This window comes from Bacillus ndiopicus (assembly GCF_000612805.1).
Taxonomy (GTDB): Bacteria; Bacillota; Bacilli; order Bacillales_A; family Planococcaceae; genus Metasolibacillus; species Metasolibacillus ndiopicus.
Map to the genome: position 1 here is coordinate 326,318 of NZ_HG964407.1, position 21,352 is coordinate 347,669.

22 protein-coding genes are annotated in these 21,352 nt (G+C 33.3%); 5 read left to right on the forward strand and 17 right to left on the reverse strand.

Features of this window, described 5'->3' with window-relative positions:
• Nucleotides 1-262: 262 nt before the first annotated feature.
• The gene (locus TY13_RS14925) at nt 263-466 is read right to left on the reverse strand and encodes a hypothetical protein (RefSeq protein WP_042477685.1); all 204 of its coding nucleotides are present in this window, start codon (nt 464-466) and stop codon (nt 263-265) included.
• Entirely contained in the window at nt 453-1,109 is a 657-nt protein-coding gene (locus TY13_RS14930; protein ID WP_042477688.1) for an NAD(P)/FAD-dependent oxidoreductase, read from the reverse strand. Before TY13_RS14930 ends, TY13_RS14925 begins: the two co-directional genes overlap by 14 nt.
• A gap of 332 nt (nt 1,110-1,441) precedes the next feature.
• Here TY13_RS14930 and TY13_RS19915 point away from each other — a divergent pair, with 332 nt between their 5' ends.
• A complete protein-coding gene (locus tag TY13_RS19915) occupies nt 1,442-3,697 on the forward strand; it encodes a M28 family peptidase (RefSeq protein ID WP_052344352.1) in 2,256 nt (751 codons plus the stop codon).
• 77 nt (nt 3,698-3,774) lie between these two features.
• Here the strand turns inward: TY13_RS19915 and TY13_RS14940 are convergent, their stop codons facing one another.
• The 4 genes from TY13_RS14940 to TY13_RS14955 all read right to left on the reverse strand — a co-directional run bounded on the left by TY13_RS14940 (nt 3,775) and on the right by TY13_RS14955 (nt 6,117).
• Nucleotides 3,775-4,284 (reverse strand): YfiT family bacillithiol transferase, encoded by a 510-nt coding sequence (locus TY13_RS14940; protein WP_042477691.1) that lies wholly within the window; start codon nt 4,282-4,284, stop codon nt 3,775-3,777.
• 92 nt (nt 4,285-4,376) lie between these two features.
• Entirely contained in the window at nt 4,377-4,793 is a 417-nt protein-coding gene (locus TY13_RS14945; protein WP_042477694.1) for an SRPBCC family protein, read from the reverse strand.
• Between the two features lie 245 nt (nt 4,794-5,038).
• Nucleotides 5,039-5,524 (reverse strand): GyrI-like domain-containing protein, encoded by a 486-nt coding sequence (locus TY13_RS14950; RefSeq protein ID WP_042477697.1) that lies wholly within the window; start codon nt 5,522-5,524, stop codon nt 5,039-5,041.
• 119 nt (nt 5,525-5,643) lie between these two features.
• Nucleotides 5,644-6,117 carry a GyrI-like domain-containing protein gene (locus TY13_RS14955; protein ID WP_042477699.1) on the reverse strand — a complete coding sequence of 158 codons (474 nt, stop codon included), beginning with the start codon at nt 6,115-6,117 and terminating at the stop codon, nt 5,644-5,646.
• Between the two features lie 392 nt (nt 6,118-6,509).
• On the opposite strand from TY13_RS14955, the gene TY13_RS14960 reads away from it, so the two are divergent.
• The 4 genes from TY13_RS14960 to TY13_RS14980 all read left to right on the forward strand — a co-directional run bounded on the left by TY13_RS14960 (nt 6,510) and on the right by TY13_RS14980 (nt 10,701).
• Complete coding sequence (locus TY13_RS14960; RefSeq protein ID WP_230199452.1) at nt 6,510-7,265, forward strand: SDR family NAD(P)-dependent oxidoreductase; 756 nt, start codon at nt 6,510-6,512, stop codon at nt 7,263-7,265.
• A 75-nt stretch (nt 7,266-7,340) separates the two neighbouring features.
• Nucleotides 7,341-7,940 carry a nitroreductase family protein gene (locus TY13_RS14965; RefSeq protein ID WP_042477701.1) on the forward strand — a complete coding sequence of 200 codons (600 nt, stop codon included), beginning with the start codon at nt 7,341-7,343 and terminating at the stop codon, nt 7,938-7,940.
• 864 nt (nt 7,941-8,804) lie between these two features.
• On the forward strand, nt 8,805-9,356 hold the full coding sequence (locus tag TY13_RS14975) for an NADPH-dependent FMN reductase (RefSeq protein WP_052344353.1): 552 nt from the start codon (nt 8,805-8,807) through the stop codon (nt 9,354-9,356).
• A 247-nt stretch (nt 9,357-9,603) separates the two neighbouring features.
• Entirely contained in the window at nt 9,604-10,701 is a 1,098-nt protein-coding gene (locus TY13_RS14980; RefSeq protein ID WP_042477709.1) for a low temperature requirement protein A, read from the forward strand.
• 267 nt (nt 10,702-10,968) lie between these two features.
• Here TY13_RS14980 and TY13_RS14985 read toward each other — a convergent pair whose 3' ends face one another.
• From TY13_RS14985 to TY13_RS15035, 11 genes are all read right to left on the reverse strand, one after another.
• The gene (locus TY13_RS14985) at nt 10,969-11,469 is read right to left on the reverse strand and encodes a GNAT family N-acetyltransferase (protein ID WP_042477712.1); all 501 of its coding nucleotides are present in this window, start codon (nt 11,467-11,469) and stop codon (nt 10,969-10,971) included.
• Between the two features lie 267 nt (nt 11,470-11,736).
• Nucleotides 11,737-12,441, reverse strand: coding sequence for a hypothetical protein (locus TY13_RS14990; protein ID WP_042477715.1), 705 nt, complete (start codon nt 12,439-12,441; stop codon nt 11,737-11,739).
• Between the two features lies 1 nt (nt 12,442).
• On the reverse strand, nt 12,443-13,261 hold the full coding sequence (locus TY13_RS14995) for an ATP-binding cassette domain-containing protein (protein WP_052344354.1): 819 nt from the start codon (nt 13,259-13,261) through the stop codon (nt 12,443-12,445).
• Between the two features lie 259 nt (nt 13,262-13,520).
• Nucleotides 13,521-13,724 (reverse strand): hypothetical protein, encoded by a 204-nt coding sequence (locus tag TY13_RS15000; protein ID WP_042477718.1) that lies wholly within the window; start codon nt 13,722-13,724, stop codon nt 13,521-13,523.
• Nucleotides 13,725-14,368: 644 nt separating this feature from the next.
• Complete coding sequence (locus tag TY13_RS15005) at nt 14,369-15,247, reverse strand: DUF4097 family beta strand repeat-containing protein (protein ID WP_042477720.1); 879 nt, start codon at nt 15,245-15,247, stop codon at nt 14,369-14,371.
• Entirely contained in the window at nt 15,244-15,936 is a 693-nt protein-coding gene (locus TY13_RS15010) for an ABC transporter permease (RefSeq protein WP_042477723.1), read from the reverse strand. The genes TY13_RS15005 and TY13_RS15010 overlap by 4 nt, the downstream gene beginning before the upstream one ends.
• Complete coding sequence (locus tag TY13_RS15015) at nt 15,929-16,852, reverse strand: ABC transporter ATP-binding protein (RefSeq protein WP_042477726.1); 924 nt, start codon at nt 16,850-16,852, stop codon at nt 15,929-15,931. The genes TY13_RS15010 and TY13_RS15015 overlap by 8 nt, the downstream gene beginning before the upstream one ends.
• A gap of 82 nt (nt 16,853-16,934) precedes the next feature.
• On the reverse strand, nt 16,935-17,885 hold the full coding sequence (locus tag TY13_RS15020) for a sensor histidine kinase (protein WP_042477731.1): 951 nt from the start codon (nt 17,883-17,885) through the stop codon (nt 16,935-16,937).
• Nucleotide 17,886: 1 nt separating this feature from the next.
• Entirely contained in the window at nt 17,887-18,621 is a 735-nt protein-coding gene (locus TY13_RS15025) for a response regulator transcription factor (protein WP_407637735.1), read from the reverse strand.
• A gap of 1,185 nt (nt 18,622-19,806) precedes the next feature.
• Nucleotides 19,807-20,235 carry an NUDIX hydrolase gene (locus tag TY13_RS15030; protein WP_042477737.1) on the reverse strand — a complete coding sequence of 143 codons (429 nt, stop codon included), beginning with the start codon at nt 20,233-20,235 and terminating at the stop codon, nt 19,807-19,809.
• A gap of 252 nt (nt 20,236-20,487) precedes the next feature.
• A complete protein-coding gene (locus TY13_RS15035; RefSeq protein ID WP_042477740.1) occupies nt 20,488-21,210 on the reverse strand; it encodes a DUF4085 family protein in 723 nt (240 codons plus the stop codon).
• Nucleotides 21,211-21,352 lie beyond the last annotated feature (142 nt).

Genomic DNA, 21,352 nt, shown 5'->3' on the forward strand with positions numbered 1-21,352 from the left:
AATTGGGGAATAGTTCCACTTTACGATTAATATGGCCTTATATTACATTTTTTATTTCTTGTGAGGGATTTCCTTGAGGTCTCATTGCCTTATGTGATGTAGGATTAGTCGTACTTCCTGTATATTGATGGGAAATGGAATGGTATAAAAGCAGATTGGCTTGGAGCGTTACTAATAATTTTTGTAATGCTGACTGCTCTTGGGGCTTTGTTTTTATAATACTCGTAAAGCCCCCACACTAGTGCGGAGGCTTTAACATTTATTATTTCAAACTTTCCAGTTCTCTTTCAATCAAAGCCACTGCAATCCAAAAAGCATCAATTCTTCTTTTAGCTAAAGTTATTTGAGATTTATATCTATCAGGCTTCTCTTTTCCTTCTAATGTCTTTACAGTTTCCACTAGCTTATGTAAAGTTGAGTCTATCTGGCGTTTTGCTTCTAATAATTCAATTTCAGTAAATTCCATTTAAAATCCCTTCTGCTCCCATGATAGAGTGCTTTAAATTGTCTACTCCATAGCGATTGCAAAACTTGCTAAAAGGTTCTCTCTTTTTACCTTCTTCCGCATAGATATTAATAACTTTTTCGATTATAGCGTAAAGCTGCTCAGGTTCAAGCTGTTCCATAAACAATTCACCGGCTTTAGCATCGCCACCTTTTGCTTTCCCACCAATATATAAATCGTAGCCATTCTTCATTTTCATAACGCCAATATCATTTATTAAAGGCTCGCCACAACCAACGGGACAACCAGTATATGCAGGGCGAAGAGTAAACGGAACGGGTCTCCCAGCGATTCTTCTATTAATTTCTTTTGCAATTGGCATTCCTTCTTGTTCTTCACCTTTGCAGAAATTACAAGTTCTTAAGCTTTTCACATAGTTTCCAACAGGATAGCAAGCCAATCCAACACTTTCAAACTCCTGAACAATTTCTACTTTTTGATTTTCAGGGACTTCTATATATAGCTGTTGAAAAGTTGTTAATTCAATCTCCTCGTCCTCACCTATATATTTAGAAATGGTTAATAATTGCTTTGCATTGAGCTTTGCCCCAAATCCTATTCCCCCATTAATAGCAATTTTAACTTTTTTAATATTCTCCTCCATGTGAGCTGCTCCTTACTATTTATTACTCTCATCTTATTATTCTCTAACGCCATATTCAAATATTTTAGAATGCCGAAAAGATGAAAAGAACAGGAAGTAATAAAATTGCTATGACGATAGCAGGTAATTTTATTTTTCAGACCATTAAGAATTTACTCCATTTAAGAAGGATGAAAATATTTGCTTAAATGGTGGCTTTTATGTAAGATTATTAAGATTCCTTATTTTGGGTGAATTATAACTATTCAACAAATGTAATAAAGATTAATTGGGCATTGTTTGATTCAGTATTTCTAGAATGGTGTTTATATGACAAGGGGGAAATCTACTAAATGAAAAAGATAATAAGTACATTATTGGCAACTTTATTTGTTTTTGCAAGTTTACCAAATACTTTTACAGCAAGTGCTATGAAAGATGCCGTAAATACAAGCGAGATGATGTCAACTGTCGAAGCTTTGTCTTCTTATCCAAGAGGACATGACAATGAAGAAAAGGAACTTGCGAGGCAATTCATTATTGATACATTTAAAAAATATGGTCTTACTGTGACAACGCAAGCATTTGAAGGAGAGTATTTCGACTGGGGAGAGGCTAGTAACGGAATGGAAGAGACCTCCAATAAATATTCCGCTATCAATATTATTGGAACACTTTCGCCAAATACAGCGGTAAAAACAAAGGACATTTTGATTATTGGCGCACACTATGATGGTATAAAGGATATTCCAGCAGCTAATGATAATGCTTCTGGTGTTGCGGTGATGCTTGAGCTTGCACGTTTATTACATGATGTACCTACAGATACAGAAATACGTTTTGTTGCCTTTGACGCAGAGGAGGATGGCTTGATTGGCTCAAAGCACTATGTGAATCAATTGGGAGCTGATAGCGAAAAAGTAATAGGAATGCTGAACTTCGATATGTTAGCAGCAAAGAAAGAAAAAAACGTGAAAATCTATTCTGCTGACGGAGAAGGAAGCTTCTTATCTGAGCTGCTAAAGAACAACGAAAATTATAAAAACATTCAAGTTTTGGAGTATAACAGTGGTGGAACAAGTGACCATGCCTCTTTCCATCCAAAGGCAATTCCGAATCTATTCTTCTCTCACCCTGCTGTACATGGAGAATACCATAATGAAAATGACACAATTGAACATATTAGCCCCGATATGCTTGCGTATGCGGCTGATGCAGGTCAGGTAATTGCTCGCCAAATTATGAGCGATAAAACCCCATCCTATCAAGCAATAGCACGACCTATCGTTGACGATACAGTGTATCCAATCTCTAATACAATGAGGATACCATCTGGCTCCAAAAAAGAGGTAGAGGAAGCAACTGCTATACGATTCAGTCAAGTTCCATCTGATGATGACGCAGCGAAGTATCAGGCTAAGGTACAGTTATTTGATATACCTCAAGCGCTCACGTTAACTGCAACTAGTCACTGGGGATGGTTTGGTTCTCTTTCTGTAGATTTTCGTAATACGGGTATTTCATTTGGGGAATTAAGTACAATTTTGGATAAAGAGTTTGGCAAATCTGAGGACAATAGATGGAACAATATATACGGAAATTCTTATTATATTGAATATGATGAGCAAGAAAATCTCTTTACATTATATATCGGATCATACGAAGAAGAGGGAGAAGGCTATACGCTTGTCAATAATGAGCTTGTTCGTATGGATTCCGCAAGCGGATTCCATGAGAGCCGTTTTTCAAAACAAGATGGCCAGATTATAAAAGAAGAAATAATTAATAAGCCTTCTGACACTCTGCCCGTAACAGACCACGCAAAGCAAGCATGGGAGAAGATAAAATCACAGCTTTCTACTGAAGAGCTAGCAGAAATCAGCTTTATCAGTATCAGCTCTGATGGGCTTGGTGGCCATATGTCGGTTACTATGACAAACTTTGCTTACGACGAGCTTATCGAGGATGAATTTGTAGTGGAAATGGAGAAAGAAATACAAGAGGGACAAACTTACGGCACGTTGAGTCCTATAAAAGGTGTACATCTTAATCTTGACTATATCGATATTACTAATTCGCTAGGCAATAGCTATAATGAGAAGGATCTGTTAACAAATTTGACGATGGCAAGAGCGATGAAAGCTGAGCTTTTCCCTTATTGGCTTCACAAAAATTATAGGGTAGATATCAAGAAAGGCGATTTTGCTAAGCTTGTTGTTACATTACTTCTTCAGAAAACAGATTGGGAATCAGATATAACACCAGCTTCATTATTTGAAAATACATCCGATGACTTTATCGTGGCACTATATGAACTTGGCATTATAGAAAACACATTCGACCCTAATGACACGATTACTCGCGAGGAAGCCGCAGTAATTCTTCATCAAGTATATCAATACATGGAGATAAAAGAGAATTTTACGGATAGTCACCCTACACCTTACAGCGATGACAGTGAAATTTCTCCTTCTGCCAAGGAAAGTGTTTATAGTTTACAACTTGCAGGAATTATGGACGGCATAGAGCATGACTTATTCTCACCACAGAGCAATTACACATTGGAACAAGCGATTAATGCGATATTAAAGCTGCATGGGAAGAAATAAGCGCTTGTTATAACAAAATAAAGCTGTCTAGAGGTAGATGCATGCATCTACCTCTAGACAGCTTTTGTTGAAAATGTTTACTTTACTAATGCATTTTTTATATGAGCCAAGTGATGCTCTTCATGCCAAGCTAATTTTGCAACTTTTATAGCAACAGGTATTTCACCGTTTACTTGATGAGTAAAAACTCGATTTAATTGCTCTTCTGTTAAACTCTGTCCCAAAGTTACAATGCGCTCATTGATACCTTCTAACATTTTAATAGAGCTTTCTACAGGAAGCTTTGTATCTGGTTGAATGGCCCACTCTTCTTCATTGAAAGCAGGTACTATTGGGTTGTCATCTGTTAAAGCGAGCTTCAAACGCTGATACATATTTAACTGCGAATCTGCAATATGATGAACAAGCTGACGCACTGTCCATGCACCTTCACGATATGTTTTGCTCAAATCCTCATCACTTAATGTACCAACAGTTTCTCTTAGTCTTGTTGCATATGTTTCAATTTCTCTCAACCATTTTTCAACATGTTCAACTGTTACTTTTTCAGGAACTTGCAATTTTCCAATTGGATATTTTACGTCCATTTTCAAACCCCTTTTCCTTATTTCGTTTACTAAATTCACTTGCCTTGATTATAAGTGAATGGATATAATTTTCCCTATGAATTAGTTAACATTTAAAACAAACATCTTTCTTTTATGCCTTCTAGGACTGTTTCCCAATGTACTTTCATTTCTTCCCTAGCGTTCTGATTGGAAAGATTCTCTTGATGAAAACTAATCGTTGTCTTATCACTTACCTTTGCTATAATACGGACTTGAACTGTAGACGGTTTTTCCCAGCCTTCTTTTTGCCAAGTTAGGCGAAGCTGTTGTAAAGGTTTGACAATCCGTATTTCCCCTGTCCCTGTTTTCGTACTATAATTCTGACCAGACTGAAGAATGACATTAGCATCTTCCCCTAACCATAAATTCAATCCTTCTTCAGAAGTAATAAACTCCCATGCTCGCTCCTGTGATATAGGGAAAGTCCTTCTAACTCCTACTTGAAATCCTACGCTTTTTGTTTGTCCAACTACTCTATTTTTGTCCATTTTCCATCCCACTCTCAAAGTAATTTTCTACTTTCTCCAAATATTGAATATAGATAAACAGGACATGCTATAACCTCATCTAAAATTAATTTCTATATTAATTATGAAAAACCCTTTCTCCTACTCAAGAACATGGCAAATTAAAATTGAACATTCATATTTAAATTATCTATTTTTTATAAAGCTAGAAACAATGGATTTGGAAGAAAACTTAATTAAAATAAGCTTTTTTAATTAAATAAATATTACTTTTTTACAATGGGTATATAAATATCAAAATGTGGATCATTGGGATCACTATCAACATAACAATATTCATGTTTTATCGGCATATAAGGATCGTAGTAATTTACTCCAGCCTCTTTAAACGCAGTATAGTCACTAGTAAATAACCATTGATGCAAATCCGTATATGTTGTTTGTATGTCTTCGCCTTTGTTATGTGTCGTTTTCACATAGGTAAATTCAGGAACTCTTATTTCAATCATCCCATCTGGAATTTCTTGATTCTCACTCACTTCATACACCGCATAATGTACGAATCCATTTTCAATTACATGATAAGATAGGCCTAATTGAATATTTGGATTTACCACATTTTCTAGCTCATCGACACGATCTCTAATTTGTTGAATAACGTTTTTTAAATTCGGTACAATTTCGGAAAATGTCCCTTCCCATTTTAATCCTATCGCCCTATATGCTGGTAACGTTTTGATTTCGTAACTCACTTTATTTCCTCCCTAACTTTTAAAATGTGTAAATTCCTTTTAATAGCTTTCGCTATTGATTCGCAAGACACCTTCCTGTATTAACATTTCTCTTTAGTCTATCAATCACGGTAACAATGTTATTCAATAGTATCTAACAAATCTACATCTACCTTTTCAGTATCCTTCCATTCGTAAAATCTTTCTAAATGCCATTTATTTTTTAGCCTTACATAATTGTTGTCTTCAGCCCACTTATGTAAGTCATTATATGCTTCTATTATTTTGCTGTTAGAACCTACGTGTCTTAGAGCTGCATATCTTTGGGGAGGTATAGTCAGAGTCACCATATCAATTGGAACATCCTCATATTCTTTTACTTCAACACTAACCCAGTAACCATCTTCATCGGGAGTTTGGTTTTCTACAACAAAGGCGCCAATTTGTATATTTGGATTAACTACCTGTTTAATTTCACCTATACGCTCGGCTAATATTAGCGATGCTTTAGGTATTTCAACTAAGTATTGGTCACCTGGACACAAAACACGAAAGCCAACTAGTTTTAATTCTTTAAGCTCTTGAATAATCTTATTCTGAATTATTTCTGTCATTTTAATTCCTCCTTTAGATGTAGTTACAATTTCTATAAAACACTAATAAATACCTCTCCATTAAAATAAAATTGTTTATTCTATAATGTATCTAATTAGAAATAAGAAGAAATCTTGCATATCGAAACAAAATTTTTAATCAAATTTTATTTTAAATTTTGTTAGACTACAGCTTTATTTGAAATAAAATTTGAGCATACTTGTTGACGATAAATATTGAATTTATTACAATTATCTTGAATTAGAGATATTTTAATTCGAGATAAAAACCAGTTGAATTACTAAGGTAGACGCTGGTTATACTAATACAGTTGGAATGCAACTTTAAGTATGAGGGAACTTGGACAAAAAACGCCCTTGAATTCCAAGCGAATGGAAAGGAAATGATAGAGATGTCAAGAGATTTTGAAGGTAAAGTTGTTCTAATTACAGGTGCAGCAACAGGCATTGGGCGTGCTACAGCTCTTGCATTTGCTAAAAGAGGTGCAAAAATAGCAATTGGTGATGTTGATGAGCGTGCTAATGAAACAGTTCAGCTCATTGAAGCTGAAGGAGGAAAAGCGGTATTTTTTAAGACGGATGTTACCAATCCCGAACAAGTTAAAGCATTAATTGACAACACTGTTTCTGAATTTGGTGGTTTGCATCATGCATTTAATAATGCTGGGATTCTTCCTCCAACGAAGCCATTTGTAGAAATGACGGAAAAAGATTTTGATAGTACAATTGCAGTCGATTTAAAAGGGGTATTTTTAGCTCTTAAATATGAGCTTGAATATATGGAAAAATCCGGTGGAGGTACTATAGTCAATACAGCATCCATCGCTGGTCTAATCGCTGATCCTTTCATGGCACCTTATGTTGCGGCTAAGCATGGAGTCGTTGGTTTAACGAAAGCAGCCGGAATTGAATATGCAGCAAAAGGAATTCGTGTAAATGGAATTGCCCCTGGGCTTGTCGAAACCCCGATGACTAAAAACTGGATGGATGATCCAGAATTCCGCAAAACAGTCGTTGGTAATATTCCAGCAAATCGCCCTGCTAAGCCTGAGGAAATCGCAGAAATGGTAGTATTTTTATCTTCATCAGGAGCTACCTTTGCGGCAGGACATACATTCGTTATCGATGGTGGACAAACCGCTCATTAATGGAATGCATAAGTAATCTGATGTTTAATTAATTTAAAATAAATTTTTATTGAAATATTAGGAGGAAATACAATTATGTCAAAAGATTTTTATACTACACTTAAAGAAAGACGTTCTTACTATTCAATTAATAAAGAGATACAAGTATCTGAAGAAAGAATTAAAGAAATTGTAGAGTTTGCGGTGAAATACACTCCATCAGCTTTTAACTCTCAAACTGCACGTTTAGTTGTATTAACAGGCGAGGCGCATAATAAATTATGGGACATTACTACTGAAGCATTAAAAAAAGCAGTGGGTAATGGAGATTTTTCAGGAACGCAACAAAAAATGGATTCTTTTAAAGCAGGCTATGGAACCGTATTATTCTTTGAAGATGAAGCGATTGTTAAATCATTGCAAGAACAATTTGCTCTATATGCTGAAAACTTCCCAATTTGGTCAAACCAATCATCGGGTATGCACCAGTTAGTTGTTTGGGCAGCATTAGAAGCAGAAGGATTAGGAGCATCTTTACAGCACTATAATCCACTAATTGATGATGAAGTGAAAAAAGAATGGAATATCCCTGATAATTGGAAGCTTATCGCACAAATGCCATTTGGTAATCCAACAGCCACACCAGGTGAAAAAGAATTCCAGCCACTTGAAGATCGTGTGAAATTCCATAAGTAATTATTTTCAAAACCAGTAGCTTAGCTATGGCTTTGAAGTAAGGAAGTTTAGAGATGATATAGTACCACCAGTCTTAACTAACTGGTGGTTTTCTTTACGTGTGAAACGCTGGAGTTCACTGCTTCAACAACCACACTACGTTTTCACGCTACTACCAAAGTGATTTTATTATTTTAGCTCTGTTGCTTTTATTTCTTCCCCTGTAAATGGAGCAATGAATTCCATGGTTATAGTGTTTCTTGTCCATCAAAATTCCCTTTGGTAGTTGAAAACCCCTTACCCCTTCAAAAATCCTGTATTTTTTGACTTGTTGTAGATAATGCCATGCTGTACCCACTCTTTTTTATTTGTACTACACTTCATAAAGAAAGGTTACTATAAAGTAATAACAGCTTTTAAAAGAAGAAAAATATTATGAGTAAAAAATAACTTACATTTTATTAATAGGCATTATCTTGATATTATCCAACTTAATAAATAATCCTCGAGTTGATTCAGCATCCAAAAATGAAGTATGCAAGCTATCTGAGAATTTTTTAAATGCTGGCAAGGTTACGCCAATAGAAGACACTCTTGATAATGATAAGAATCAGTGTTTCAATGTTCCTATATCATTGATTCCTGATTTAGAAAAATATTTAGAAGAAGAAACAGATAAAAAGACAGAGTTAGAAAGAATACAAATTGAGTTCTTAAATTACACTATATTGTGAGAAATACAATATAATACATTCAAAACTGCGTAATGATTTGTTACAATACTCTCAAAATAGAGCTTCATTTATTTACGAAGGATTATTTTTTGACTATCAAAACTTATATGAAGATTAATCCTTACATTTTATCTGAAGCCAAAGGAGATTTATTATGAAAACAATTGGGCTTATTTGCGGAAGTCTACGAAAAGCATCTTATAACCGCATTATTGCAGAAACTTTACCAAAGTTAGATGACTCTGTTCAATTTTTACAGATTGAAATAGGAGAATTACCATTATTTAATGAGGATTTAGAGGTAGATGGCGATCCTACTACTGTTACTCAATTTAAACAAGCTATTAAGCAGGTCGATGGGCTGATCATTGTATCACCAGAATACAATTCAGGCGTGCCTGGTGTCTTGAAAAATGCAATTGACTGGGCATCACGTCCAACAAAAACTTCTGTCTTAATCAATAAACCTGTTGGAATTATTGGTGCTACACCAGGAGGCATGGGCACAGCTTTTGCTCAAATCCAGCTACGCCAATCACTTGAGCAAATTCATGTGCAAGTATTACCATTCCAAAAAATGCTCATTTCACAAGTTCATACAAAAATTGATATTGAACAAAGAGCCCTAACAGATGAAAAAACTAATACGTACTTAAATCGTTATTTAAAACAATTTATTGAGTGGATGCATCAAAATCAATAATATTTTCAAGGCTGAGACAACTCTTCAATAGAATTAGCTCTTTGATTTATCCCGTATTAACAGCCTATAAAAACTAAGGTTGGTGAAACTATCAATCAGTGAGGGATGAGGAAACCCCCACTGATAGAAGGTTCACTATATCGTTTTTCGTAATGTACAATGTATTAAAATGAGCAAATAACGTTGATTCTTATTTATAAGAATTTATAATTGTTCAGATATCTTGTAATAGAGACGGAGGCTTTACATGGAAAGTAAAAAAGTCACCTGGTTAGAGCTATTTTCTGATTTATTATTTGTTGCAGCCATTGCTACTGTTACAAGTGTACTCATCCATACTGAAGATGGGGAAATTCCAGTTGAATATATGGCAAAGTTTGTTTTGATTTTTATCCCTATTTGGTGGAGCTGGGTAGGTCAAACGCTATTTACGAATCGTTTCGGTAAAGATTTAATCCATCATCGTTTATTTCTTATTCTACAAATGATTTTTGCTTTGATTATGATTTCAAGTTTATCGACAGATTTCGACTCTTATTTTATTCCATTTTTAATTGGTTACCTTGGATTAAGGGCTTTAACAGCCATTCAATATGTAATTGTTGCGCGTTCTGAAGTCGGGCCGAATAAACAAGTGGCACTATTTTTAGGTAAATACTTTTGGATTGGTATCATCATTTCGCTCTGCTCTTTATTTTTCGATAGCTGGTGGCGTTATTTCTTCCTCTACTTGGGGATTGTCGTAGATATTATTGTGCCTATGTTCGGACGAAAATATTTGATGAAAAGTCCAATAAATAGTGAGCATTTGATTGAACGCTTTAGTCAATTCACAACTATTTTATTTGGTGAAATGCTTGTCAGTACAATCATTATTGTTCAACCACACCCTGGCGAATGGAATAATATATTATACGGTTCACTATTCTTTATATTAATTATTTCAATGGGCTGGCAATACTTTGATAACTTAGATTTTAAAATTGATAAACAGATAAAATCTACTGGTCATCGTATTATCTATGGACATCTTTTTATTTTAATGGCCATTAGTATGATTACAATTTCAATTCGCCTATTATTCGAAGAAAAAATGAACCCTACTTTTATACTCGTTTTTATCTTTATATCTATGACCATGTACTTATTATCCACATTATTTGTCTTTCACTCGTATCGTTATTCACATGCAAAATTGAAAAGACATCAATTTATTGTACTAACATTATTCCTATTATGCTTTATCGCCATGATTTTTGTTAAAGCCTCTGTTCTCTCAAACTTTTTCATTTTAGTAATGATGGTTGTTTTCTTTGTAATCTATGCGTTTATCTCTTTAAAGTAACAATTAATAAGAGCTGTTTCATTAGAAGTGGACTTTACTTTCTACCAATGAACAGCTCTTTTTTGAGGTTCTATAATATTTGTTAGTGTTGGTTTGGAATAAAGTTTGATCATTTTCTACCTAGTAATTCTAAAAAAATTGCGACCGATTGCGGTGTAAATATTATATTTTTGCTAAGTTTTCCTTCTGGATATATGGGTTTATTAAGGGGCAAGACGTCGATAGCCTACATTTCTTTCCAAGAAGACTATTTTACTAAATATTACGCTATTTTCCCTCTAGTTTTTTTATCGCTAACATCGAATGATCCTGAATAATTCCTGTATCTACGAAATCAAATGAAGCGTATAATGTTTTAGCTATGATATTATTTGTTTGATAAAAGAGGGTTACATATTCTGCTTCACCATCTGGCATAGTTTCAATATCCATCAACATTTTTTCAAAAGCAAGCTTGCCATATCCTTTACCCTGGTGACCCTTTCCAATCATAATGTGCCAAATAAAATAGCTCTTTTTCCCGTAAAAAACTTCATTTGCAAATGATTCATGATCCAACGTATCATAAATATACATCAAAAATCCAACCACAACTTCATCGGCATAAACGGCAAGCGGAGTCGCTGGTATACCATCTGCGTTTAACATATGAGCGTCTGCAAAGCTTCTAAGGTTAGTAGTTTCTATAAAGTCTTTCTGGTTTTCTTCAACTTCAAGTGCTATTATTTCATCTATGTTATTCCCATTTATCTTTCGTAATTCAATCATTTTTTTATCTCCTTTTCTAAGACAGGTCATTTGCGCTTAATTTAAGTACATTACTTCACAATAGTAACATAAATATCCAATAAAAAATCATCTCACACTAGAAATTTCTGGAGGTGAGATGATTTTAATAAAACTGATTCTTTCTTTGTAAAGTATTGTACATTTTCCATAAAAAAGTTTGGTCATTTTCTAACTAAAAACTTCAACAATTGCGTACTTATTTGAAGATTGCATGTATGATAAGACTTTATTAATATTTTACAACTGCTAACCTTCTTTGTTTAAAAAAAGAGGAACTAACATGACTACTCCAATGAGTAGATAAACAACTACAAAAACACTATCAAATATTATTGGTTTATTTAATAGTAATTGACTTTTATCTTCCATATACTCAGTCACCTTAAATACAGGGGGAAAAATCCATAAAATCCATTTGGAAAAGGCCATCATTTCAATTATTGCTTTTGAAGAAAGTGAAACTACGATTATAAATACGGCTGAAAGCCATGCATATTTTTTTGTTGCAAGTTTAGTAGCTGAAAATAGCGTTCCTACTAAAATCCCAAATGCCGAAAAAACCAAGTGACTGTAAAATGTATAAATATATAGCTTAACCGACATATTTCCTTGGAAGCTTTCTATAAGAATCGGGAAGAAAACTGCAAATAATAGTAAAGGTATCATGATTACCAGAATAGTTAACCATTTACCAAATAAATAACTCACTTTTCTGCTAAGGTGAGTGAATAAGATATGCTTTTCGCTTTCTTCATCCAATGTAAAAATAGACATTGTAATCCATGTCATGATTAAGTACATTACAAGAGATGATACTGCGTAACTGCTAAGTATCGGCACATTTTTATAGGCATATAAAATAAACACCCATGCACAAAAAATAACAACAGGCGGAATAAATTTTAATGATTGCACAAAGCTTATTAATTGATAACGGATGAAAGCTGACAACTTACTCCCCCTTCTCTGCTAATTCCAATATTGAACATCCCCGTTTAAGTAACATGGACAAAATTTCATCAGACTCTTTAACTGAAACAATTATTTCAACAGAATCTCCCCCTAAAAATTTATACCTAATAAACGGAATCTCTGCTACTATGCCTCTATTAGGTATTTTCGCTTTTATAATTCTTACTTTCTCCTTTTTGACTATTGTAGAATCAGAGACAATTCTTCCACTCTCTATAGTTAAAACCCTATCAGCTAGTCTTTCAATTAGTAGTGGTTCATGTGTAGTAAAGATTATCGTTTTATCCTTTTGAAGTGAATTTAGCTGACTCAAAAGTTCAATTTTTGCCGTATCATCTAAACCAGTTAGCGGTTCGTCTAATAGTAATAAATCAGGGTTATTTAATAATGCCTGTATAATTCCGGCTTTTTGCTTTGTCCCTTTCGAACAATTTTTTAAAGGAGTAGTTAGGAATTCTGTAATTGCAAATAGCTCAGCATACTTCTCAATTCTTTTTAGAATTCCTTCATCTAAATTAGAAGACATTCTACCTACTAACATTAAATAATCAAGTGTTTTAAATCGAATATTTTCGGGAAAGTGTTCTGGGACATAGCCAATGTTAACTTTAGGTCGCTTCACTTGCCCTTCAGTTTCTGTAAAGATACCACCGATAAGCTTCAACAAGCTGCTTTTTCCTGAACCATTTTTTCCGGTAATCGCTATCTTTTCTCCTTGCGATATACTTATAGTGACTTCATGAATAATCATTCTTCCGTCTATCTTCTTGCAAACTTTATTTGCCTCAAATATTTTCATTAAAAACTCCTTCTATTCTCCTAATAAGATTGTATAGGAGATAAATTTTGAAAAAAGATTAATCAAAATGTATAGGTTTCACTTTAGACTGATATTAACTTTTATAAAAAAGTTTAATCATTTTCCAGTAATGTTGTTCAACAAACGTGCGCGATAATTGAATGCTTGTTACTTTGTTCATTCTAAAATAAATCCAAAACGTAAGGGTATATGTATTGTAAAGTTAAAATAAAAAGAGCAGTCAAGCCTATTGTGAATATTAAAAACACCCAAACTTTTTTATCCTTAACTGCACAAAAGCAGATATCAACACAAGAGTATTAAAACTCACATTCATTGAAACCCAAACCCCATAAATTTCATCTGAGTCTGGTGCAGCAATGCTAAATATTGGTCCTAAACCAATAAGAGTTACTAATATGAATATCAATCCTTGTACCAAATATACTGCTGCTTTAAACAATTCCCCCCTGCTCTCTCCAGTCTCGATCGTTAGTTAAACAATCCTTACTACCTTAAATGGTCCGTTAGCGGTATAACTTCTGTCCCATTTTTAAATCATTCAGCATCGTTATCTTTATCATATAAATCTTTTATGGATATTACATCGGTTTTATCTTTATATTGTATAGTTTCCTTATCTTCATCCGTTAGTTTCTTATTCCCATTGTACAGTAATAATGTGTTTTCATCGTACCCCTCCAAATATTTAATAGTTTTAAAGATAGATTCTGTATTTTTCCAAAAATCCTCTAATTTTAAAGGAGATATTTAAAATAAAAAAATTTATCTTGGTTCAGCAAATCTTTGTTTGTATTAAGATTAAATTTTTCTCTGCACCGAGGAACCGTAGCAGGAAAACAACAGGTACAGAAGATTGTTTCCTAGACAGGGAGCTACGTTTGCCCAGTTAAGTAGGTCCCAAACACGCACTAAGAAAATAAAAATCAGTCTAAGATCCCCACGGCTGAGTGACCAACTAGTGCGTCAAGAGCCCTGCCGAATGTCACGGATTTTGAAGAGGCATTACGCTTTAAAATAACTAAAAGTTAGATTTTTCATTGTTTTGAGGTAGTTTCGATTTTGGAAATGAGCCTATTCAGAAACTCACTTTACTGTTAAACCTCCAGATGTTGTTTTCACGCTTAATGTATTGACCCCATTACCAATTGTCCCGATTGTGCGATCCTCATCCTTTTCCTCATACAAAATATCCTCCAATTGGATAATAGCTTTTCCGGAACTGCCTTTGAAATCGAGCTTAAGTGATTGAGGATTTTTGTTGAAGGTAGTATTTACACTCCCACTTGTCGTATTAATAGCCAGATTATGAATCATTTCATCTAGTAGTATGTGAACATCACCTGATTTTGTCTTTACTTTCCCTTTTTCAGCAATAAAATACGCCAGATTGACATCTCCACTAGTCGATTCAACAGAAAAGTCATTGAATCTATTTTGCTGCAGTTCAAAATTGCCGCTTGTCGTTTGAAGTATCATAGTACCTTTAGATTCAGAATTTTCCATAGCTTGATTTCCCGATGTTGATGTTATGTTCATATTTTCAGATATTATGTTTTCTAAATGAATGTCCCCAGAAGTTGTGTGTATAGATAATTCTTTATACATTTTTTCAGGGAGCTTTACACGAAGGATTACGCCTTTTTCACTTCCCAATTTCAAGCCTAAGCGATTATTTTTTGGCAAGTAAGCTATTTCTAATCGGTCATTGTTCTCTACTATATTCAAGTGAACTTTATTTTTTAGCTTCTTCTCAATTTTACCTTCTAATTCTACTGTTAAAAAATCTGTTGGACTTGGTACAACTTCAATAGTAGCTGCTGTTGTTTGAAAATCTAAATGATGAAGATTATCGCTATCAAACTCCTTTGTTTCTTTAACCTCAACCATTCCAAGCTCGGAATTAATAAACCAAATACATATTAAAGCGGCAACACAAACTACTACGATTACTTTTTTCATCATATGACATCCACCTGCTCAATCTTACTAATAGCTAAATACCCTATCAATATACCAAATACTCCAAGCGAAACTGGTATAGCGATAATGGAAAATAAATTAATATTATCACTTGTTGTACTTGTCACAGTGGCTAAAAAGATAGCTGAAACAATTGTGGCTACGGCAGATTTTCGACGCATACCAAATAATAATGGAATCAAACTCAGCCCTGCAGTTGCAAGCGCATAAAAGAAGTTCACATATACGTTTCTCACGATATCTTGAAAACTTAATTCAACAGGAAAAATGTCAAATTGCGCCTCCGCAAAATAGAGGAGCCCTGCCATTAAACTCGTCGATGACATGACCATTATAAAAGTAAAGGCTACTACAATCATCAATTTCGCCGTTAAGATTTTCTTTCGACCAATTGGATATGTAAACATAATTTCAATTGATTTACTTTTATATTCGTCTATAATCAATTTAACAATGAGGACTGCTGCGAAAATAATAAATGTTGTACGAATGGCAGCACTACTAATATTCATTGCCATTTCGAAGTTTTCAAAAGGAATATTCCCATCATTTCTCTCTAAAAAATAAATCATACTTAAAAATGCGATAAATCCTAGATTTGCTATTAGTACACCTTTATAATAATTGAACAATTTGAATTTTTTAATCTCAAGTTTAATGAGTTTAAGCATTCATCCCACCCCCATTAATTATTCTCAAAAAATAATCTTCCAGAGAGTGATTCTTTCGAGTAATGGCTTCAACTAAAATATCCTTTACTACAAGTGTTTTTAAGATTTCACCTTCTGATGCTTTCATATCATATATACGTATCGTCGCTTCATCCAAAATTTTAAAATTAGAAATACCCAATGTATGGCTAATTTCAAATGCCACCTTCTTTACATCATTCGTTTTCAATTCAATAAATGCCGTATTTTCTTCACGAATATCCTCCATTAATACTTCTTTAATTAACTTTCCGTCTTTAATAACCCCAATGGTATCCGCTATTTGCTCGATTTCACCAAGAATATGACTGGAGATTAATAATGTCATCCCGTAATCCTTACTTAGCTTTTGAAATAGATTTCGAAATTCTTTAATTCCTATAGGGTCAAGACCATTAATCGGCTCGTCCAAAATTAATATTTCAGGCTTTGTTATGATTGCGCGTGCCACACCAAGACGCTGTTTCATTCCTAAAGAAAAATCCTTGACAGCCTTTCCCTCAGTATCTTTTAACTTCACTAAGTCTAGTACAAAATCTATTTCCTTTTTATTGTAGTACCCTGTGTATTCACAGTGAAGATCTAAATTTTCTTTTGCTGTTAACTTATCATAAAAGACGGGGTATTCAATAATACACCCTATTCGTTTTAATAACTCAAATGAGGTGGGTGTTACTTGTTCTCCACAAATTATGATTTCTCCATTTGAGGGTTTGACTAAGCTCATTAACATTCGCATAAAAGTGGTTTTACCAGCACCATTTGGTCCAAGAAAACCATAAATTTCGCCCTTTTTTATATTCATCGTTACATTCGAAACTACTTCTTTACCTTGATAAATTTTTGTAAGATTATTTGTTTTTATAATATAGGTCATATGTTTTCCCCCTCTTATCTACATTCTATCTAACAAAAATATCTTTTTTCTTAACCATTTCTTACAAAAATATTAAGCTCCATTAGAGGAATCGTGTACCGCCAGTAACTCGTTTAAATTTAACTGTAAATGTTGTTTTTTTGTATGGTGTGCTATCTAAAAATATGTATCCACCTAATTGCTCAACTAGCCTTTTTGTAATAGTTAACCCTAGGCCACTTCCTTGATAAAATTTATTTCTTGAGTCTTCCATTGTATACAATCGTTCAAAAACATGATCTTTATGTAATTCATTGATTCCTATCCCTCGATCAGACACCTCAATAAAAACGTTATCTTCTATTGTGCTCATTTTAAATTCGATGGTTTTACCTTCTGCTCCATACTGAATAGCATTGGAAATTAAATTATTTAAAATGCGCTGAATTGCATCCTCATTACCTAAAATAAAGATGGGCTCCTCTGGGATTTCAATTAATACTTGAAACTCTTTTGCTGTTAATATTTCATAAAAATCAAGCATCATTCTTCTAGAAATTTCCCCTATATCCACATTTGAAAGGGCTATATGTTTATCTCCAGCCTCCAACTTCACTAGCTCAAAAAAGCGCTGAATTAAATTGAGTACTTCCTCTGTTTTTAAGTTAACCTTAGATAACATGTCTTTCATTTTTTCAAGACTTAATTCTTTTTCAATCAGCATAATCTCTATATAACCTAAAATAACAGTCAAAGGTGTTTTTAAATCATGGGATATATTCGCTAACATCTTTCTAATCGAACGCTCTATTTCATGATAGCTAGCTACTGTTTTTTGATTATGTTCTAAAAGTAGATTTATTTGTATTAATAGATTCTGTAATTGTTTATCATCTGTATACACTAATAATTTTTCATCCGTCTCTTTATCAATAATACTCTGAAGCTTTTTCTCTATATAGTTAATATTTTTATTTTGCACTACTCGACACCGATATAAATAAATATTTAAGCTGAAAGAAACTACAATCAATAGTATTGCAAAATAAAGCATATTAAAAATCCCCCAATTTATAACCTATTCCCCATAATGTTTTAATATATTGAGGATTAGAGGGGTCATCCTCAATTTTTTCTCGCAGCCTTCGAATATGCACATTGATTACATTTTCGTCCCTATAATAGTCTTCTTGCCAGACAAGGCTATATATTTGAGATTTTGTATAAACATGCGTGGGCTTTGAAATAAATAGTTTTAAAATATTAAATTCCTTTAATGTCAAATTGATATATTTGTCATGTTTTTTTACTGAAAATTCATCCATATCAACTAGCAAGTCCCCGATTTTAATAGTTTTTTCGCTCACATTAGTACTTGCTGACTGTATGTAATAATTCTGTCGTCTGATAATCGCTTTAATTCTAGCAATTAACTCAACCATCGAAAAGGGCTTGGCAATATAATCATCCGCTCCGAATCCTAAGCCCAGTGCCTTATCTATGTCTTCTCCTTTAGCTGACATAATCAAAACAGGAACCATACTTTGCATTCTAATTATTTTCAAACATTCTATACCATCTATTTTAGGCAACATGAGATCTAGTATAATTAAAGCAAATGACTGCGTATGAAATATTTTCAAAGCCTCTTCCCCATCAAAGGCAGCCTTCACCTCATACCCTTCTTTCGTTAAACTTTCATTAACCATATCACTAATGAATTGGTCATCCTCGACAAGCAAAATTCGATGATTCAAAATTTCCCCTCCTAAAAATTGTTTGAAAAGCATCCCCATCAACGACACGTCAGGATATTGCATTGTGTTTACATAATGCACTCCTTTCAAAACCCCTGACATCCACCGAGGGCTTAATTTGAATCAACAGAGAGTTTGTTGAAATGCTTTTTTTGCATTACTTATAGAAATGGTCTGTACCTGTCACTACGCTTTCGATACAAAAAACATTGCTCCTGTGATTACTCATCGCAGCAAATATTTGCTGAATCAAGTTAAACCACCCACTCACCCCATTTTTATCTAATTCAATTCTAATAGTTTTGCAAATGAATAGATATTGATTTTTCAAGTTTATTAATTGTGCTCTTCATTTGATTAAAATACTTTTCTAGCATTTGTCCTGCCGCTTATAATAGGAATGATTTCTATACATGCCACTTTGCTGTCGGATAGTAAATCAAGTTAAACAGCACAAACAAAAAGAACCCATTTCAAAGATTAAAATGGATTCTTGCTTTATAAAGTGAGGCAACCAATCAAAGTTATGCAGGTAGTTTATCCCTCACTTAACTATTTCGTTGTAGGGGTCTTACTTGTCACAGAAGTACAGCTTATTACTATGAGATAAACGGCTACTTCGCCTGTGTAAGCCATTTTAATTATGCGATATGATTAAAGCAACTAAAAAAGTTCGTCATGTTTCTCAGCTATACCTGTGATTTGTACAATCATTGTGCTTGAACTTATATCTATAACAACATGAAGCAACGTCTTGAATATTTAATCAAGGTTTATATTCCGAACAGATACCAGAACCTCAACCTTCCTTAATCCACTTTTCAACTATAGATGTTCTTTTTGACATAAAAAACACCCCTTTAGATTATAGTAATCCAAAGGGGGAAACGGTGCAACTTTATTACAAACGGTATAACTTTATTTAAAACAGTACATCTTTTTTATAAACGTTACGACTTTATTTCAACGCTTGTAGGTTTGGAATAAAATTTGATCAAAAGCACCTCGCAAACCGATATTTCACGTTAAATAAAAAAATCCATTTTGAAAAAAAGGTTGATCAAAATGGATTCTTACCTAGTAGATTTAAATCTTGTTTTTATAAAAAAGTTTGATCATTTCTGTAATCCTTATTCCATTATAGCGCCCGATTGTTGAATAAGGAAAATGCACCAAATGCAGTATTCAGGGGCATATTACACTTAAACACCTGTTACTTTAATTGCAAACATCTTCAAGGAAAGTAAGTGTCTTTTCAAATAATTTTGGTTGAATCTCTAAATAAGTAAGGTTATTAGGGAGATTATCGAATAATTTCACTTCACCAATTTCTGATATTGGCAATCGGCCCATTTCCTTTACCTTTGAAAAGTATAACCTTCCAAAAATCATACTAACAGAATCATCCATTGAGTAGTCGCAAATTGGAACTAAATCAACTTTTTCACATCCTGTCTCTTCAAATAACTCTCTTTTAGCGGTTTCAATAATTAGTTCCCCAGGTTCTCTATGTCCACCGGGAATTTCCCAGGATTTTCGATCTTTATGTCTTACATATATCCACTGATTCTTATAAATTGCACTTATAACTACAAATTTTAAATCCTCTTCATTTACTGAACCTATATCATAAAATTGAACTTTCATTTTTATTCACCTCATATTTGAGTTGCTACTACATTAAATAAATTCTTTATTCTAAGGATTTATCCTTTAAATTTTTCAGGATTCTGTTCCCTTATTCAGCTGTATTGTCCGTAATTTAAATCACAAACCTTATCAAACCTTCTATTGGTAACATTTATAAAAGAATGTTATTCAGCAATTTGGCCCTTTAATGAAAACGAGCGCTGATCCTTATTACGGAAAAGCGCCCGATTGTTGAAGTACTTTGTTCGACTAAAAGTCCTTACGTGTAAAGGAAATTCGTTCAGCTGAAATAATAAAGTCTATTAACTCGTTCTCTTCATTTTCTAATAATGTATGAAATTCGTATTGATTATTAACTTTATACACTTCCTCATACAACCACCATGTATTTTCTAATAAACCATCTTGTTTTATTAGATGAAAATTTTCAAAGGTTACTTCATCTACATCTGTAAAACCACCTGAATTATTTAAGGTTAATGTTAAATTTGTGTCATTTTGAATTAAATTTATTACCTTACAGTCATGGAATCGAAAATCCTCTACAATTTCTTTATCAAATGAAGTGGAGGCTTCTTTATAATAGCTTCTGTAATTCTCACCAATGGCATTTACTGACCTTTCATTTTCCTCACAAAATTTAATTACAGCATTTATGACCTTACGAGATGCTGTATATAAAGCGAAAACTCTTAAATCAGCTATCTGTTCTAAAATCATTTGTGGTAATTGCCTTTTTAAGATCATCTGATTTACGATGAAGACGTTATCGAATTCTTCTGTTTCCTCTTCTTTATTAAAATCAATTGTATACATTTCTTCTCGTAAAGTAAGCCAATCCATTAATTCACTATTGTAAAGCTGTTGAAAGTATTCTTCTGAAAATAATTCAGCCTCTTGATCTTCCACTAAATTAAGATGGAAACTTGTTTTTTGACTCAACTTGAACCATTCTTTAGTAAAATATTTCATTATAAACCTCATCCTTCGTATACAATAAGAAATTTAGGGAAATTGTTCTACTACTTTTCTTGTATATTTATCTATTTATAACATAAATAACTAAATAATTTAAATACAAGTTATTCAATAATATGGCCCTACTTTATATTAT

Excerpts from the sequence above, each read along its gene's own strand:
- TY13_RS14995 (WP_052344354.1), bottom strand. The coding sequence starts at position 13,261 with ATGAAAATATTTGAGGCAAATAAAGTTTGCAAGAAGATAGACGGAAGA.
- TY13_RS14965 (WP_042477701.1), top strand. The coding sequence starts at position 7,341 with ATGTCAAAAGATTTTTATACTACACTTAAAGAAAGACGTTCTTACTAT.
- TY13_RS14980 (WP_042477709.1), top strand. The coding sequence starts at position 9,604 with ATGGAAAGTAAAAAAGTCACCTGGTTAGAGCTATTTTCTGATTTATTA.
- TY13_RS14955 (WP_042477699.1), bottom strand. The coding sequence starts at position 6,117 with ATGACAGAAATAATTCAGAATAAGATTATTCAAGAGCTTAAAGAATTA.
- TY13_RS15035 (WP_042477740.1), bottom strand. The coding sequence starts at position 21,210 with ATGAAATATTTTACTAAAGAATGGTTCAAGTTGAGTCAAAAAACAAGT.
- TY13_RS14945 (WP_042477694.1), bottom strand. The coding sequence starts at position 4,793 with ATGGACAAAAATAGAGTAGTTGGACAAACAAAAAGCGTAGGATTTCAA.
- TY13_RS15010 (WP_042477723.1), bottom strand. The coding sequence starts at position 15,936 with ATGCTTAAACTCATTAAACTTGAGATTAAAAAATTCAAATTGTTCAAT.
- TY13_RS15015 (WP_042477726.1), bottom strand. The coding sequence starts at position 16,852 with ATGACCTATATTATAAAAACAAATAATCTTACAAAAATTTATCAAGGT.
- TY13_RS15020 (WP_042477731.1), bottom strand. The coding sequence starts at position 17,885 with ATGCTTTATTTTGCAATACTATTGATTGTAGTTTCTTTCAGCTTAAAT.
- TY13_RS14985 (WP_042477712.1), bottom strand. The coding sequence starts at position 11,469 with ATGATTGAATTACGAAAGATAAATGGGAATAACATAGATGAAATAATA.
- TY13_RS14925 (WP_042477685.1), bottom strand. The coding sequence starts at position 466 with ATGGAATTTACTGAAATTGAATTATTAGAAGCAAAACGCCAGATAGAC.
- TY13_RS15030 (WP_042477737.1), bottom strand. The coding sequence starts at position 20,235 with ATGAAAGTTCAATTTTATGATATAGGTTCAGTAAATGAAGAGGATTTA.
- TY13_RS15025 (WP_407637735.1), bottom strand. The coding sequence starts at position 18,621 with ATGCTTTTCAAACAATTTTTAGGAGGGGAAATTTTGAATCATCGAATT.
- TY13_RS19915 (WP_052344352.1), top strand. The coding sequence starts at position 1,442 with ATGAAAAAGATAATAAGTACATTATTGGCAACTTTATTTGTTTTTGCA.
- TY13_RS14960 (WP_230199452.1), top strand. The coding sequence starts at position 6,510 with ATGTCAAGAGATTTTGAAGGTAAAGTTGTTCTAATTACAGGTGCAGCA.
- TY13_RS14930 (WP_042477688.1), bottom strand. The coding sequence starts at position 1,109 with ATGGAGGAGAATATTAAAAAAGTTAAAATTGCTATTAATGGGGGAATA.
- TY13_RS15005 (WP_042477720.1), bottom strand. The coding sequence starts at position 15,247 with ATGATGAAAAAAGTAATCGTAGTAGTTTGTGTTGCCGCTTTAATATGT.
- TY13_RS14940 (WP_042477691.1), bottom strand. The coding sequence starts at position 4,284 with ATGGACGTAAAATATCCAATTGGAAAATTGCAAGTTCCTGAAAAAGTA.